Annotated in this window: 9 protein-coding genes; 3 read left to right on the top strand and 6 right to left on the bottom strand. The window is 40.5% G+C overall.

Translation table 11 applies throughout. The annotated features are described in order from the left end of the window. Positions 1-4: 4 nt before the first annotated feature. From FUT79_RS10755 to FUT79_RS10740, 4 genes are all read right to left on the bottom strand, one after another. Complete coding sequence (locus FUT79_RS10755; protein ID WP_024751800.1) at positions 5-925, bottom strand: carbohydrate ABC transporter permease; 921 nt, start codon at positions 923-925, stop codon at positions 5-7. Positions 926-939: 14 nt separating this feature from the next. Further along, positions 940-1887 (bottom strand): ABC transporter permease, encoded by a 948-nt coding sequence (locus tag FUT79_RS10750; protein WP_024751799.1) that lies wholly within the window; start codon positions 1885-1887, stop codon positions 940-942. A 909-nt stretch (positions 1888-2796) separates the two neighbouring features. Then, the gene (locus tag FUT79_RS10745) at positions 2797-4341 is read right to left on the bottom strand and encodes a BCCT family transporter (RefSeq protein WP_024752034.1); all 1545 of its coding nucleotides are present in this window, start codon (positions 4339-4341) and stop codon (positions 2797-2799) included. Positions 4342-4354: 13 nt separating this feature from the next. Next, positions 4355-5851, bottom strand: coding sequence for an HAL/PAL/TAL family ammonia-lyase (locus FUT79_RS10740; protein ID WP_148889657.1), 1497 nt, complete (start codon positions 5849-5851; stop codon positions 4355-4357). Between the two features lie 384 nt (positions 5852-6235). Here FUT79_RS10740 and nifJ point away from each other — a divergent pair, with 384 nt between their 5' ends. After that, on the top strand, positions 6236-9844 hold the full coding sequence (gene nifJ, locus FUT79_RS10735) for a pyruvate:ferredoxin (flavodoxin) oxidoreductase (RefSeq protein WP_148879032.1): 3609 nt from the start codon (positions 6236-6238) through the stop codon (positions 9842-9844). 488 nt (positions 9845-10332) lie between these two features. Continuing rightward, positions 10333-11532 carry a methionine gamma-lyase gene (megL, locus tag FUT79_RS10730; protein ID WP_024752031.1) on the top strand — a complete coding sequence of 400 codons (1200 nt, stop codon included), beginning with the start codon at positions 10333-10335 and terminating at the stop codon, positions 11530-11532. Positions 11533-11681: 149 nt separating this feature from the next. Here megL and ilvA read toward each other — a convergent pair whose 3' ends face one another. Together ilvA and FUT79_RS10720 are read right to left on the bottom strand one after the other, a co-directional pair. Continuing rightward, on the bottom strand, positions 11682-12881 hold the full coding sequence (gene ilvA, locus FUT79_RS10725) for a threonine ammonia-lyase (RefSeq protein ID WP_024752030.1): 1200 nt from the start codon (positions 12879-12881) through the stop codon (positions 11682-11684). 129 nt (positions 12882-13010) lie between these two features. Next, a complete protein-coding gene (locus FUT79_RS10720) occupies positions 13011-14204 on the bottom strand; it encodes a dicarboxylate/amino acid:cation symporter (protein WP_202951650.1) in 1194 nt (397 codons plus the stop codon). A 650-nt stretch (positions 14205-14854) separates the two neighbouring features. Between FUT79_RS10720 and FUT79_RS10715 the strand changes: the two genes are divergently transcribed. Further along, positions 14855-16630 (top strand): ABC transporter ATP-binding protein, encoded by a 1776-nt coding sequence (locus tag FUT79_RS10715; protein WP_024752028.1) that lies wholly within the window; start codon positions 14855-14857, stop codon positions 16628-16630. The last annotated feature ends 231 nt before the right edge of the window (positions 16631-16861 follow it).

The following is a 16861-nucleotide window of genomic DNA, read 5'->3' as shown; positions in this document are numbered from 1 at the left end:
CATTTCACCCTTTAATTGAACCGATTGTCAGTCCGCTGATAAAATAGCGCTGAAAAAACGGATACGCGCAGGCAATGGGCATGGCAACAAGCACCACTATCGCCATTTTCATTGTCTCTGAGGGTAGATTAATTGTTTTTCCGTATCCGCCGAGCATGCTCATGTTATCGGTAATAAACGAGAGGTTTTGCTCAATCCTCATAAGCAAGGCTTGGAGCGGCACCTTAGTCGGCTGCTCAATAAAAAGCAGGGCATTAAACCACTCGTTCCAATACCCGAAGGTTAAAAAGAGTCCGATTGTTGCAAGAGCCGGCAGCGAAATAGGTAAAATCATCTTAAAGAAAATATGAAATTGTCCCGCCCCGTCAATCCGCGCTGAATCAATAATCGATTCAGGAATGGTGGTTTTAAAAAAGGTTCGCAGCACCATGATATAAAACGAAGAAACAGCGGACGGCAAAATAAGTGCCAACAGGCTGTCTTTCAAATGCAAAAACTTGGTCATTATCAAATAAAAAGAGATTAAGCCTCCGTTAAACAACATCGGGATAAGCACCACCAATGTAAAAAACTTTTGATACCGAAAATTCGGGCGGGAAAGCGCATACGCAATAGAAGAATTAAGCAAAAGCCCCAGCGCCGTTCCCGTAATCGTAATAAAAATCGAAACTCCGTATGCGCGGAAAATAACATCTTTTGCTTCAAACACATAGCGGTAGGCTTCAAGCGAAAACGCCGTTGGAAAAAACGAGTATCCGACTTCCTGTATTGAAGCAGGGGAAGAAAACGAGATGATGATTACAAAAATAAAGGGAATAACGCAGAGCAGTCCTAACAGCAAAAACAGAAGATGCGCCAGAACAGATGCCGGCGGTTGTAAATAATTATTGCGTTCCACATTTGACAGTTTTCTAAAAATACTCACATCGATCTCCGTTTTTAAAACAGTGCTGCATTCCGGTCAAGCTTTCGGATAAGAAAGTTTGAGCTGAAAATAAGAATAAAACCCATAATTGACTGAAAAAAGGCAGCTGCCGCACTCATCCCGATATTGACCGTACCGATTGCCCGATACACATAGGTGTCAAATACGGTGGTAATATCGTACAAAAAGGCGGAGTTCATCGGTACCTGATAAAAAAGTCCGAAATCTGCCCGGAAAATACCGCCTAAAGACATGATAAAAAGGATTATCACCAAGGATTTAAGTGAAGGAATGGTAATATACTTTACGCCTTGCCATCGTGAAGCGCCGTCCAAATACGCCGCCTCGTATAAACTTTTGTCAATGCCGGTAATTGCCGCTAAATACATAACCGTGCCGTACCCCATTCCCTTCCATACACTCATAAAAATAAGAATCCAAGGCCAATAGGCTTTTTCCGCATACCATTGAATGGGAGTTCCGCCGTACTTGACTATCAGATGATTAAAAAGCCCGTTTTGTGCATTCAAAAAAGCATATAAAAAATAACTGACTACAACCCATGATAAAAAATGCGGCAAAAACATCATGGTTTGGTAAATTTTTCCAAGGCGCTGATTATATAAAAGGCTAAGCAGCACCGCAAGGCTTATCGGAATAACAATGCCGAGTACAATAAAAATAGCGTTAAATCCAAGGGTATTCCGTACAATCAGCCATGCGTTTTTTGTTTTAAACAAAAAGGCAAAATTGTCAAAACCTACCCATTTACTTTTAATAAGATTGCCGATAAACCCCGGTCCGAAAATGCGATAATTTTTAAAAGCAATAATTACCCCGAACATCGGTAAAAATGAAAAAAGAAAATACCAAATGGTTGTGGGTAAAGATAAAAGCGCGAGCTCAAAACTCTCATCAAAAAAATGCCTCTTTCCTTTTGCCTCTTTTAGTTTCTTTTGCACTATAAGCTCCTCAATCTATTACACCATAATTTATTACAAAACGCAATAAAAACCGAGAAAATTTTTACATTTCACCCTTTAATAGTTTGCATTTGCAACCTTTCAGCTGATAGGGCAGGGAGGGTGGTAACAGCCACGGATGCCCGCGGTTGCACGTAGCAGCGATGTTTTTTCTGCTTGATCAAAAAAGGGCAGAAAAATTCGCGAGTTCCATTTTTGCCTATGGTAAATTACTCGCCCGTGCCTAATTCCGAACGATGTTTTGCCTGACCCCTTATTGCAAACAGGCAAAACTCGTAGGCGAACCAAAGGTAGAAATTCTACGGTTCGCCCGTGCCTATGGTAAGTTTGCCCACCGTTATCAAACTCATAGGTATTAATTTTGCCACGGACGGCAAAACTCAGAACGGGCACGGACGCCCGTGGTTCCACGCAGCAGCGATGTTTTAAAGCAAGACAGATTGCAAAGCTTTAAAACTCGCAGGTTTAGTTTTTGCCACGGACGGCAAAACTCAGAACGGGCACGGACGCCCGTGGTTCCACGCAGCAGCGATGTTTTAAAGCAAGACAGATTGCAAAGCTTTAAAACTCGCAGGTTTGGTTTTGCCACGGACGGCAAAACTCAGAACGGGCACGGACGCCCGTGGTTCCACGCAGCAGCGATGTTTTAAAGCAAGACAGATTGCAAAGCTTTAAAACTCGCAGGTTTGGTTTTGCCATGGACGGCAAAACCAAACCGTTGTGTCGGACTCTTTTTATAACAGGGCGTTTTAAAACTTGTAGGTTAGTTTTATAAAATTTTTTTATGCTTTGTGTTGAATAAATTAAAACCTAATTAAAGATATCAAAAAAATATAAACATTCACACAAAAAGATTACGGCGAATCAAGCTGTGATTCGCCGTATATTTTATTCAACTATTTTGTCGACAAAGAACATTTTTACTGCGGATATGACTTGCAGTATAAAAATAAATAGCACTATAAATCCGCCGGCAGCTGCCAGTGATTTAACTCCTGCAACACCTTGCTCGCCGCCGCCAAAAGCTGCCATTACGATAGCGATAATGCCTATGATTATGCCCCAAAGAGCTTTTAAATATCGCGGTGCTTCTGAACCGATTGGTATGTTTTTAATACACATGGAAGCAACATTATTTGCAGTTGCATCAGCCGCAGTTACAAATGATATTAAGATAACAAATAGGTTGACGGGAACAAGTATTACGGCCAGAGGCATGTTTTTTATAAACTCAAATAAGCCCATAACCGCATTTGAATTCTGAATGATTGCAACCAGGTCAAGCTGTCCGGTTAATTGCATATTCATTGCAGTACTGCCCCAGACGCCGAACCAGATAATGCCGAATACGGATGGTAATACAAGGTTTACAATTAAACATTCCCGAATTGTTCTTCCATAAGAAATTTGACCAAGAAAAATTCCCGTTACCGGTGCATAGGCAACCCAAAATGCGAAGTCAAATAATGTCCATGAACGTGTAAGCGGAGCGCCGCCGATATCAATCGGATCTAATCCCCATAGCCAAAACTTATCAAGCCATACCGCCATTCCGGCCGTAGTGTTTCTTACAATGTAGAGGGTTGGCCCTGTTACCAGCAATAAGAGTAATAACCCGTAATAAAAATATGCATTAATGCCTGCAAGTTTTTTTAGACCGTTGTCCAATCCTACATAAGAAGATAAAGTAAACATTGCAACAATTAAAACGCCGACTATTACAAATAGTTTTAAATTATTTGTTACTCCATACGAGGCATTTAGTCCGGTTGTTATAAGCGTTATGCACATTGTAAGAGCAGTACATAGCCCTATTGCAATTGCTAACATGGATAGGGTATCAATAATATTAGCGATGATGCCTTTTTTAATTTTTTCTCCAAAGAGAGGCTCCAATGTTGATGTTACATTTAACTGCTGTTTTTTATTAAAATACACATAGGCAACAACAACACCTGCAAGTGCATAAATAGCATAGGGAATAAATGTCCAATTATAAAAACATCTACCCATAGCAAATCGTGCTGCTTCAGGTGTGCCGGGAGTAATTCCAACCGCATCAAGTTCTCCCCAGATATTTCCCAAATAAATAATTGGTTCGTTTACTCCCCATGTTACAATACCTGTTGCAACACCGCCGGTTAGAGTCATGGCAAACCATGTACCAAACGAGTATTTTGGTTTTGCATCCTTTCCGCCGATTCTAACACTTCCCAATTTTGAAAACATAATTACACAGGTAATGATAAGTACTGCGATCAGTGTTATCTGGTATAACCACCCAAAACTTTCAAGTGACCAGGCAAAAAAACTATTTGATACACTGGTAAGGGTTTCATTGCTGACAATTCCGGTGATTGCGGCGATTAACACAAATGCAAGTGCAGGTATAAACACTGCCCATCTTATTTCTTTTTTTTGATTCTCTGCCATAAATTACTATCTCCTAAATATGTAATAATTTTTTTGATTTAATAAATTCGTAGATTTTTTCTATGTCTTTACTCAAGTTCCGATCTTCACTATAGAAAGGAAGTACTTCTCTAATAAGCGCATATGCTTTTTTGGTGCCCGCGCCGAGTTTATAGTTTTTCCGCAGGTCAATGGCTTGTGCAGCGTGCATTGCCTCTATTCCGATAACATAATAGATATTATCAATCATTTGAAAAATTTTATAACAGGCTAAGGGTAAATTACTTGCATGATCTTCAATTGTGCCGGCCAAAGAATAAAAATCCATTGATGAGGGATTAGCCAAGCCTCTATTTTGAGTGTCAAGCATTGTAAATGTTTTCTGAATGGTGCCAAAGGCAATTGTCTTTACATCCTCCGGTGTTAAGAACCTATTCAATTTTGTAAAGGCAGGATCTGCAAGTTTTATCATTCTATAGCAAGAAGTTTTTGAGATATGACTTAAAGCTGTAGCGAGCATTTCAACACCGATTGCTAATGAGGTTATTTCAAAATTTGCACTTACAAAGGCCGTATGTTCATCGATTAAGATACAAGGGTTATCATCGGTTGTATTCATTGTGATAAGGAGCTGCTCTTTTACATACTCCATTGCATCATACATACTTCCGTTGACAGCATGTGCGCATCGAAAACTTAACGGGTCCTGCAAAGCTCTTTCAGGATCAAAATCGTAAAGAAAGCTTCCCTTTAAAAATTCGCGGCACATTTTGGCGGCTTTTATTTGTCCTTTGATTCCTCGAACAGCATTGACATCTTCCCGTAAAGATTGAACCACTCCGTTAAGCCCCTCAAGACTCAAACAAAAAATCAAATTCGATATTTGTATTACGTCCTCAATCTCTTTTAAAACTATTGCAGTCATAGCTTCGCCTTGCGCATTACAGGATACAATACTCAATCCGTCTTTTGGACCGAGCTTTGCAGGTTTAAGTCCGACCTTTTCCATTGCGACACGGGAATTCATTGTTTCTCCGTTGAAGGAAACATCTTCTTCACCGATAAAGGCAAGCCCGATATGAGAGAGTGTGGTAATGTCTCCTTCGCCTATTGAGGATCGCATAGGTATTTTTGGATGTATCCCATAGTTTAAGAAATCGCGATAATGATAGAGTAATTCTGCAGAAATACCGGTATGACCGGTGAGAGCTTTATTCAGTCGCAGCAATAATATTGCTCGAACTTGCTCATCCGTATGATATGGTTTTACTCCTAAGCAATGACTGTTTAACAAGTTTCTGTTATACGTTGCAAAAAACTCGGAATCGAATTCTTTGTCTTTATTCCAGCCAACTCCTCGATTAAGACCGTACACCGGTTTTCCCTCGGCAGCCATATCAAATAAAATTTGCCGAGCTGTTTGGACTCTTTTTTCTGCTTCTTCAGAAATTTCTACTGATCGTCTGTCATACGCAACGCTATAGACATCATCTAACGATAACGGCGTACCGGTTAACAGTAAAGTATCCAATCTATTTTTCCTCCTTAAATTAGAAATCTTTTACTTTTTGTTTTAGCTGCTTAATTTTGCTTTGGATCTCTGTTGATTATTCGAAAGCGCAATTAAATATTTTTCTATACATATAAGTGTATAATAAAAAATACCATATCGCAAATAAAATATCCACGACAAGAACTGAGAAAACTCTTCTTATTATATAGCGGATAATCAGGCAATACAAAGCCCGAAAAAGGTTGAATTATTTTTACGCGATCTTATCGAACATTGATCATCAGTTGGTATAGAAAATGACAAAATAAATTTTTTGCTGGACAAGTTTAATAGAAGGAAGTAGAATAGTATTGTAAATAGATACCTAAAACTTTTATCATTCCATCTTGAGGAGCTATGAGTATGCAAAAAAAAACTCAAACGATGACCGGTAATAATGCGGCATCCTATGTTGCCTATGCATTTACCGATGTTGCGGCTATTTATCCGATAACCCCGTCTTCGGATATGGCTGAGTTAATTGATTCTTGGTCGGCAAACGGCAAGAAAAATATTTTCGGGCAAACAGTGTTAGTATCGGAGCTTGAATCCGAAGCCGGTGCGGCAGGTGCAATGCACGGCGCTCTTTCAGCCGGAGCCTTGGCGGCAAGTTTTACCGCAAGTCAGGGCTTACTGCTTATGATACCTAATATGTATAAAATGTCGGGTGAATTACTGCCCGGCGTTTTGCATGTGTCTGCTCGGGCGCTTTCCAGTCATGCGCTTTCGATTTTCGGTGATCACCAGGATGTTATGGCGTGCCGCCAAACAGGCTTCGGAATGCTTGCATCCGGGTCGGTACAGGAAATTATCGATTTGGGCGGAATAGCCCACCTTGCAGCTATTAAAGGTAGGGTACCGTTCATGCATTTTTTTGACGGTTTTCGGACAAGTCATGAGCTTCAAAATGTTGAACTGATTGATTATGAAGATTTCGCAAAAATGATTGACTGGAAGGCTTTAAACGATTGGCGCACCACGGCAATGAACCCCGAACATCCCTTTACAAAAGGAACAGCGCAAAACCCCGATATTTATTTTCAGGCAGCGGAAGCATCAAATAGATTTTATATCGATGCGGTTGAAATAGTTGCCGATTACATGAAGCAAATTTCAAGCCTTACTGGCAGAACATATAAACCCTTTGATTATCACGGAGCAGCAGATGCCGAGCGTGTTATCGTTGCAATGGGCTCAATTACCGAAACAGCAGAAGAAACGGTTGATTATCTTGTCTCGCAAGGCGAAAAAGTAGGGCTTATTAAAGTAAGGCTGTATCGCCCGTTCTCTCCTCAGTATTTGTTTGAGGTAATGCCTAAAACTGTAAAAAAAATAGCCGTTCTTGACCGTACCAAGGAAAAAGGCGCTTTGTATGAGCCGCTCCATTTAGACATACTCGGTGCGTATATTGATGTTCCAAATAAACCGATTATAGTCGGCGGGCGATACGGATTAGCATCAAAGGATACAACACCGACAATGGTAAAATCCGTTTTTGATAATTTAAAATCGGATACACCTAAAAATAATTTTTCGGTGGGGATTGAAGATGATATCACTCATTTGAATTTACCCATGCCCGAAGAAATTAAAACAGAACCGACAGGCAATATCCGCTGTAAATTCTGGGGTTTTGGATCCGACGGAACTGTCGGCGCAAATAAGAGTGCGATAAAAATAATCGGAGACAGCACCGGTATGTATGCGCAAGCGTATTTTGCCTATGACAGTAAAAAATCGGGCGGCGTTACCGTATCGCATTTACGGTTTGGAAAAAAGCCTATCAAATCCGCCTATCTTATAAGCGATGCCGATTTTATTTCATGTTCAAAACAATCCTATGTGCATCAATACGACCTTTTAAAAGGATTAAAGAAGGGCGGAACCTTTTTGCTTAACTGTCTCTGGTCTGATGCAGAGCTTGAAAATACTATTCCGGCGGCAATGAAGAAATTTATTGCAAAAAACGATATTAAATTCTATACCATTAACGCAACGGAAATTGCGCAAAAAATCGGTCTTGGACATAGAATTAATATGATTATGCAGTCCGCCTTTTTTAAACTTGCCGAAATTATCCCCATTGAGCAAGCCGTTGAAAGCTTAAAAAGCTCAATTTTAAGCACCTATGGTAAAAAAGGCGATGATATCGTAAAGATGAATTATACTGCGGTTGATATGGGTATTGAATCGCCTCATCAGGTAACTGTTCCGAAAAGCTGGGCGGATGCGGAAGATAAATCGATTGATAACGCTCATTTGCCTCCGTATATTAGAAATATTCTTGTTCCGATTAACCGCTTGGAAGGAGATCGGTTAAAGGTTAGTGCGTTTAAAGGCGTTGAGGACGGACGTATGCCGAACTGCACAAGCAGATTTGAAAAACGTGGTATCGCCGTTGAAGTTCCTCATTGGATAAAAGAAAATTGTATACAATGTAACCAATGCTCTTTTGTTTGCCCCCATGCGGTTATCAGACCATTCCTCTTAAATGAAAAAGAAAATTCCGCAAAGCCGCAGGTTTTTGAGACGATAAAAGCAAACGGTAAGGGCTTGGAGGATATGACATACAGAATGCAGGTTTCCGTTTTGGACTGCACCGGCTGTTCTAATTGCGCAAATATTTGTCCTGCAAAGAATAAAGCCCTTGTGATGAAACCCTTGGCCGAAGAAGAAGCTCAGGCGGCAAACTGGGACTTTGCAGTGGACGAAGTTTCTAATAAACACGGCGTTATGGATCAGTTTTCGGTTAAAGGCAGCCAATTCAAACAACCGCTTTTGGAATTCCACGGCGCTTGTGCGGGATGTGGTGAAACAGCATACGCAACGCTTGTTACGCAATTGTTTGGAGACAGAATGATGATCGCAAACGCATCGGGATGTTCTTCAATTTGGGGCGGTTCGTATCCGACCGCGGGATTCTCCTATAACGAAAAAGGCAAAGGCCCCACATGGGCAAGCTCGCTTTTTGAGGATAATGCAAACTACGGATACGGCATGGCGCTCGGTACAAGAAAACTGAGGGAACAGGCTGAGGATTACATGAAAAAATTTCTGGAACTCAATGTTGGTACCGATTTTACCCCTCTTTTTAAAGAATGGATCGAAAACAAAAAAAATCTTGCAGCAAACGTGATAACCTGCGATAAGATTAAAGCTCTTTTTGATAAGCACCAAAAACCGGTAAATCAGATAATAAAAAACACTCCTGAAGCAGATTATCTTCCCAAACCGGAAAGTCATGTATTCAAGTATGATACCGGCAATATCGAAGCAGATCGCTTGCTTGAATACATTTACAAGCTAAAAGACTTCTTGGTTAAAAAGAGTGTGTGGTCGTTCGGCGGAGACGGATGGGCATATGATATAGGGTATGGCGGGTTAGACCATACGATGGCATCCGGAGAAGATTTTAATATCCTGGTATTTGACACCGAAGTGTATTCCAATACCGGCGGGCAGTCGTCCAAATCAACCCCAACCGCTGCGGTTGCAAAATTTGCCGCCGGCGGAAAAAGAATGCGCAAGAAGGACTTAGGCGCAATGCTGATGACATACGGTTATGTATATGTTGCTCAGGTTTCCTTAGGAGCGAATATGAATCAGCTGGTTAAAGCCTTAAAAGAAGCCGAAAGTTATGACGGTCCTTCAATCGTGCTTTGCTATGCGCCCTGTGTAAACCACGGGCTTCGTTCTGGAATGGGGCGCAGTGTGGAACAGGAAAAGAAGGCCGTGGAAGCAGGATACTGGCATTTATACCGGTTTGATCCGCGCTTAAAAAAGGAAGGCAAAAATCCTTTCCAGCTTGACAGCAAAGAACCTACTGCCTCTTTCCAGGATTTTATCAATTCCGAGGTGCGTTATACATCGCTTAAGAAAACCTTCCCCGATGTTGCGGACGAACTGTTTTTAAAAGCGGAAGAAGATGCAAAAGATCGATATGATCGGTATAAAAAAATGGCTCAAAACTAGGTTGATTAGTATCGGTTTTTAAAACCGATACTAATACAACGTTTTTTTTGATATCTTCAATTCGGTTTTTAATTCATTCACTATGAATGATAAAAAATTGTATAAAAAAGAGCTCGACACAGCGGGTTTTAAAGCTTTGCAAACAGTCTTGCTTTAAAACGTCGCTTCTGTTTGGAACCACGGGCGTCCGTGCCCGTTCTGAATGTAATGTTTGCTATTCCTGTTTACAGTAGCTGTGAGCAATTTACCATAGGAATGCAAAATCCGCACGCACCTGTCAATGCTCTGATTTGTATAATAGGAAGTTAATTACAAAACGCTACACTAGGCATCTTGAAAAAACTCGGGTAGTCTTTTTAAGATGCCCGTATTAAAAAAAATCGGGTTGTAAGTCGCCTGTTAATTTTAGGATACGGGCTGCTTAAAAAAAATAACTTTCGTGTCCAAAAAACGGGGGCAGTACAAGGGGGCACGTTTTGGAGGAAAACATGGATAAGGATGAATTGAAAAATATGGGATTTGCTTCCAAACAAATCCATGCGGGGTATACAAAAAACACCTACGGTGCCTTAGCTACTCCCATTTATCAAACCTCAACATTTGTTTTTGATTCGGCGGAGCAGGGTGGGCGACGATTTGCCCTTGAAGAGGCCGGATATATTTATACGCGGCTTGGAAACCCAACCACCTCTGCGGTTGAAGAAAAGCTTACATGCTTGGAAAACGGAGAAGCTTGTGTAGCCACAAGTTCCGGTATCGGTGCAATTTCCTCAAGTCTTTGGACGCTGGTAAGCGCAGGCGATCATATTGTTGCAGGCAAAACTCTGTACGGATGCACATTTTCGCTTTTAAGCCGCGGACTGACGCGATTCGGTGTTGATGTTACCTTTATTGATACACGCGATCCTGAAAACTTGCGCAAAGCTATGAAACCGAATACAAAAGTTGTCTATCTTGAGTCTCCGGCAAACCCGAATATGTACTTATGCGATATACAAGCTTTATCCGCAATAGCTCATCAAAATTCCGACTGTAAAGTTATTGTTGATAACACGTATATGACGCCTTATTTGCAACGCCCCTTAAATCTTGGAGCGGATATTGTTGTTCATTCCGCGACAAAGTACTTAAACGGACACGGAGATGTGATTGCTGGTTTTGCGGTTGGTAAAAAAGATGTAATTGACCAGATTCGTTTTCTTGGAATTAAAGATATGACGGGATCCGTACTGGGCCCCTTTGAAGCGTATTTAATCGGGCGCGGGATGAAAACCTTGGATATTCGAATGGAAAAACATTGTGCGAATGCGCAAAAAGTAGCGGAATTTTTAGAAACGCATCCCACAGTAGAATCAATCGCGTATCCCGGATTACCGTCCTTTCCTCAGTATGAACTTGCAAAACGCCAGATGGCATTGCCCGGCGCTATGATAGCCTTTACGGTAAAAAACGGATTGGAAGCAGGACGTAAGCTGATGAACTCAGTTAAGTTTGCAACACTTGCGGTGAGCCTTGGAGATGCGGAAACTCTTATCCAGCATCCGGCAAGTATGACGCACTCTCCGTATACGGCGGAGGAAAGAGCCGCGTCCGATATTGCCGAAGGACTGATACGCATTTCCGTAGGTTTGGAAGATGCTAAGGATATTATCGATGATCTTAGACAAGCGTTGAATACATTGATTTAAACCGGTAAAAGCGGGGCAGCAATTGTTTGCAAGGCGTTGTTTTTATCCATCGGGAATTCTGATTGTCAAGCGGTTTTTCAGATTATAAAACCGCCTCAGCTATAAAAAAAGTATCGCAGTTTTGTTTGCGATACTTTTTTTTGCAATTTTTAATAAATCGCCTCTCTAAAATGCTCATAACCGGCATCGCGAAGCGCCTGCCATACAGCTCTTTGATGTGTTTCGTTGAAGGTTTCAAGTACTATTCTGACTACCATTGTGTTAAGCTGCATGTGTGAACTTTCCGAATACTGATTGATGTTCAGCACATTTGCGCCGCATTTTTTTACAATTTCAAGAATCTTAACAAGCTCTCCCGGTTTATCAACCAATGTTGTAACCACTTCGGTAAGTCTTCCGCTGCCGAAAAGTCCTGTTTTGATAATTTTGCTGATCATATTCACATTGATATTCCCGCCGCTTAGAACACAGACGGTTTTGCCTTTGAAAGAATATTTATCAGAAATAGCAGCAGCAATACTACAAGCGCCTGCGCCTTCCGCGGTGGTTTTTCCCTCTTCTAAAAGCCGTAAAATGCTGTTTGAAATTTCCGACTCGGAAACGGTAACAATCTCATCAACATATTTTTTGACCAATGCGAAGGTTTGTTCGCCTGGTATTTTTACCGCAACCCCTTCCGCAATTGTATTGACACTATCCAAGAGCATTCGTTTGTTTGCCTTTATAGAATCTCTCATTGATGCCGCATTTTCCGGTTCCACCCCGATAATTTTAACTTTAGGATTTGTTTCTTTTACCGCCAAGGCTATTCCGCTGATAAGTCCGCCGCCGCCTATCGGTACAATTATATTTTCAATATCCTCAAGCTGTTCCAATATCTCAAGCCCGATAGTTCCTTGCCCGGCGATGACATACTCATCATCAAACGGATGGATAAAGGTATAATTGTGCTCTTCCTTTAACTCCAAAGCTCTTTTCATCGCATCATCAAAACTGCCTTCAACAACGATAACCTCGCCGCCGTACCCTTTGGTCGCATCAATTTTTGACAAAGGTGTTACGCTTGGCACACAAATATAACTTTTAATCCCCTGTTTTGTGGCAGAGAGAGCTACACCTTGCGCATGGTTACCTGCTGAGCACGCGATAACTTCCTTTTTTTTCTCTTCGTCAGTTAAATTACTGATTTTGTTGTACGCTCCCCGAATCTTAAATGATCCAGTTTTTTGAAGGTTTTCCATCTTGATGTAGATATTATCCCCCAATCGTGAAGCAGTAAAAATAGGGGTTGCATTAATAATTTCGGAAACCTTCTGTCTTGCCTCGTGAATCATTTGTAAATTAATCATGTTTTCCTCCGTTCTCTCAATATTTGGATAATTATTTCATAATCTTTTATAGAACTAAAATGCCATAAAAAACCCTTCTCTTTTTGGAAAAAAAGAAGGGTTTTTTGCAAGCATAAACTGTCCTGCCGATTATTTTACAAGCTCGGTTTTTTGACCCGGAGTCAGCTTATAACCGTTAATCTTATTTACGATACATGCAATTGCACCGTCACCGGAAATATTGCATGCGGTTCCAAAACTGTCCTGCGCAAGATAAAGAGCGATCATCAAAGCAATCATGGATTTATCAAAGCCAAGCATTGACTCCATAATACCGATAGCAGCCATAACTGCACCGCCCGGTACGCCGGGGGCTGCTACCATGGTAACACCCATCATTAGAATAAACGGGAATATAGCGGTAAAAGAAGTATCCATTCCGTTTAAGAACATAATAGTCATAGAACAAGTTAAAAGTGTAATGGTACTGCCCGACAGGTGAATCGTTGCACAGAGCGGGATAACGAATTCCGCAACGCCTTTGTTAACGCCCATTTTAATGGTTTGAGCCAAGGTTACCGGAATGGTTGCAGCGGATGATTGTGTCCCGATTGCCGTTAAATATGCAGGTATCAAAACCCTAATCTTGCTGAATGGATTTCCACCGCCGATAAGGCTTGCAAGAGTATACTGAATAAAGATGGTAAGCCAGTGCATGATAATGATCAGGATAAATACTTTTGCAAATACGGACATAACTCTTGCTACGGTTCCCTCATGTGCCATTGTTGCAAAGATACCGCAAATATGAACAGGCAACAAAGGAATAACGATTATCTTAATAAGCTTTGTTACAATGTCCGCAAACTCGTGTACCATGTTTTTTAAGGCATCACGTTTTTCGCCTAACGAGGCAATTCCGACACCTAAGATAAATGAGAGAATTAATGCTGTTGTTACTCCGAAAATAGGAGGCATTGGAGAATTAAAAAACGGTGTAACTGCGTCAGTTTGTTCAAACACATGCATTGAGCCTCCCCTGGTAAAGATCGGCAAGAAAATAGAACCTGCAATATACGCCAAGGTACCGAATGTTATGGTAGAACCGTAGGCCAAACCTGCGGTAATTGCCAACGATTTACCTGCGCCGCTGCCGAGATCCGCAATACCCGGCGCAACAAAGCCGACGATGATTAATGGAATGACAAAGCTTAGAAAGTTACCGAACAAACCGTTAAATGTAGCCAACGTGCGTACAACCGGAAGAGGGGCAACAAACCCAATTACAATACCAAGAACAATTGCCAAAATGAGTCTTGGCAATAACCCGAATTTTTTCATCATTTTCCTCCTAGAAAAATAATTCGTAAAAAATTGATATGAGAATGATCTCTACGTATTTATTAAGTGTACCACCTTTTTGAAAATATACAATAGAAAAAAAGAAAAAATCGGTTTTTGTGTAAAACAATACCGAAAATAAAAGGAAAATACCGCCATTCTCAAGGAAATTTATGCTTAAAAAGAGATGTTCAATAAGAACGTTATTTGTGTAGACTTCAGTATATAATGTTCCCGGTATGCTGATTGGTGCATCAGCAATACCGGCTTGCAGATTCAGCACTATTTATGGCAGCCTCCCGAACGTTAAACGATGTTTAAAAGCATCAACAGTGAATTATAAATTTGAAGCTTTAGAACTCGCAGGCTTGGTTTTGGCACGAATGTCAAAATCAGAACGGGCGCGTATGTAAGAACATGTGATGTTATCATGCATTTTTCGACTTGACAAATTTCAGCCAAACGATAAGATGGTACCATGTAATAATTTCAGAAATAGCAGATTTAACTTAAGAAAAAAGAGTGAAAACCGCTTTTCCCCGTATTCAAGTTCATTGTTCATGTTTTAAAATAACGATGATAAGCATACCGACAGTGAAATGTTCTTGTAAAATAAAAATTATCAAACCAGATTGAGCAGATGGAGGATTGGATTGAAAGACTATACCGACAAAATAAAAACATCAGTATTGATTAAAAGATTTTTGCCGTATTTTAGAAAATATTATGGCGTGTTGGCATTGGATTTAACATGTGCATTTTTTACCACTCTTTGTGAAATTGTATTTCCGCTTATGGTTCGGAATATTACCAACAAAGCGATCTGGGATATCTCCACGTTAACAATGGATTTTGTTATAAAGATATGCATCATATATTTTTTACTTCGGTTAGTTGACACGGCGGCAAACTACTATATGGCTTCGGTAGGACATATCATGGGCGCAAAAATAGAAAAAGATATGAGAAGAGATTTGTTCGCGCATTTGCAAAAACTTTCTTTTTCATATTTTGACAACACAAAAATCGGACAAATCATGGGAAGAATTACCAGCGACCTCTTTGAGATTGCCGAGTTTGCGCATCACTGCCCGGAAGAATTTTTTATTGCGGGGGTAAAAATTCTCATCTCATTTATAATCTTATGTCAGGCAAATATATTGTTAACCGTAATTGTTTTTTCGGTAATTCCGCTGATGATTATTTCTACCGTTTATTTTAGGCGAAGAATGAGACTGGCATTCAAACGCTCCAGAGAACAGATCGGAGACTTAAATGCTCGAGTTGAAGACAGCCTTTTAGGAGTTCGGGTGGTACGTTCATTCGCAAACGAGGAAACGGAAGAGCAAAAGTTCGAGCGGGGTAACAATGGGCTTTTGAATATAAAACGCTATCAATATCGGTACATGGCAGGATTCAAAGCGGTTACGCAGTTCTTTGACGGTCTGATGTATGTAACGGTGTTGCTATGTACTGCATACTTTTTGATAAAAGGAAAAATTACCGCAGGAGATATGATTGCCTACATGTTGTATGTATCAATGCTTCTTGCATCAATAAAAAGAATTGTGGAATTTGCGGAACAATTCCAAAGAGGCATGACAGGGGTTGAGCGCTTTATTGAAATAATGGATGCAAAAGTTGAGATTACGGACAGAGAAGGTGCAACGGAAATTAAGGATGCAAAAGGAGATATTTTGTTTGACAAGGTAAGCTTTCAATATCCTGAACATGACAAAGTTGTTCTCTCAAATATTGATTTACATGTGCGTCCCGAACAAAAGATTGCATTGGTCGGTCCTTCAGGCGGAGGAAAAACAACGCTCTGTAATTTAATACCGCGTTTTTATGAGGTTTCAAAAGGAAGAATTTTACTTGACGGAAAAGACATTCGAGATATTACCCAAGAATCCTTGCGAAGCCAAATCGGTGTGGTGCAACAAGATGTGTATTTATTTTCAGGAACTGTCAGCGAAAACATTGAATACGGAAAAATCGGGGCAAGTAGGGAAGAAATTATTGAGGCGGCGAAAAAAGCGGGGGCTCATGATTTTATTATGGAATTAGAGGACGGATATGACACCTGTGTCGGAGAGCGAGGCGTAAAACTTTCCGGCGGACAAAAGCAGCGAATCAGTATTGCACGCGTATTTTTAAAAAATCCGCCAATCTTAATTTTAGATGAAGCTACCTCGGCATTGGATAATGAGAATGAACGAATTGTGCAAAAATCTTTGGAAACGTTAGCAAAGGGAAGAACAACTTTTACAATTGCTCATCGGTTAACAACCATCCGTAATGCGGATACTATTTTAGTATTAACAGAAAACGGTATTGAAGAAAGCGGCAGCCATGAAACACTTATGAAAAAGAAAGGTAGATATTACTCTTTATACCAATTATACGGTCAAGGATATTTTGAAGAATAGCAAGCTAATAAATCGGAAGTCAAGCCGTATAAGTTTTAGAAATCTTTTCAATTAAACTATTATACTGTTCCGTAATTAACTTGCCGTTATACTCATCGGAGCATTAACACTAATTGCTTAAGGGTTTAGCATTCCTATGGTAAGTTTGCCCGCCCGTGCCCAATTCCAAACGATGTTTTAAAGCATCAAAATAAAACTGTAAAATTGAAGCTTTAAAACTCGCAGCCACTG

This window comes from Treponema phagedenis (assembly GCF_008153345.1).
GTDB lineage: Bacteria > Spirochaetota > Spirochaetia > Treponematales > Treponemataceae > Treponema > Treponema phagedenis.
Note: the sequence above shows the minus strand (reverse complement) of the source record. Positions and strands in the feature narration are given on the sequence as shown.

Bases quoted from the DNA above. Each gene is read 5' to 3' on its own strand.
- megL (WP_024752031.1), top strand. From the start codon at position 10,333: ATGGATAAGGATGAATTGAAAAATATGGGATTTGCTTCCAAACAAATC.
- nifJ (WP_148879032.1), top strand. From the start codon at position 6,236: ATGCAAAAAAAAACTCAAACGATGACCGGTAATAATGCGGCATCCTAT.
- FUT79_RS10745 (WP_024752034.1), bottom strand. From the start codon at position 4,341: ATGGCAGAGAATCAAAAAAAAGAAATAAGATGGGCAGTGTTTATACCT.
- ilvA (WP_024752030.1), bottom strand. From the start codon at position 12,881: ATGATTAATTTACAAATGATTCACGAGGCAAGACAGAAGGTTTCCGAA.
- FUT79_RS10720 (WP_202951650.1), bottom strand. From the start codon at position 14,204: ATGATGAAAAAATTCGGGTTATTGCCAAGACTCATTTTGGCAATTGTT.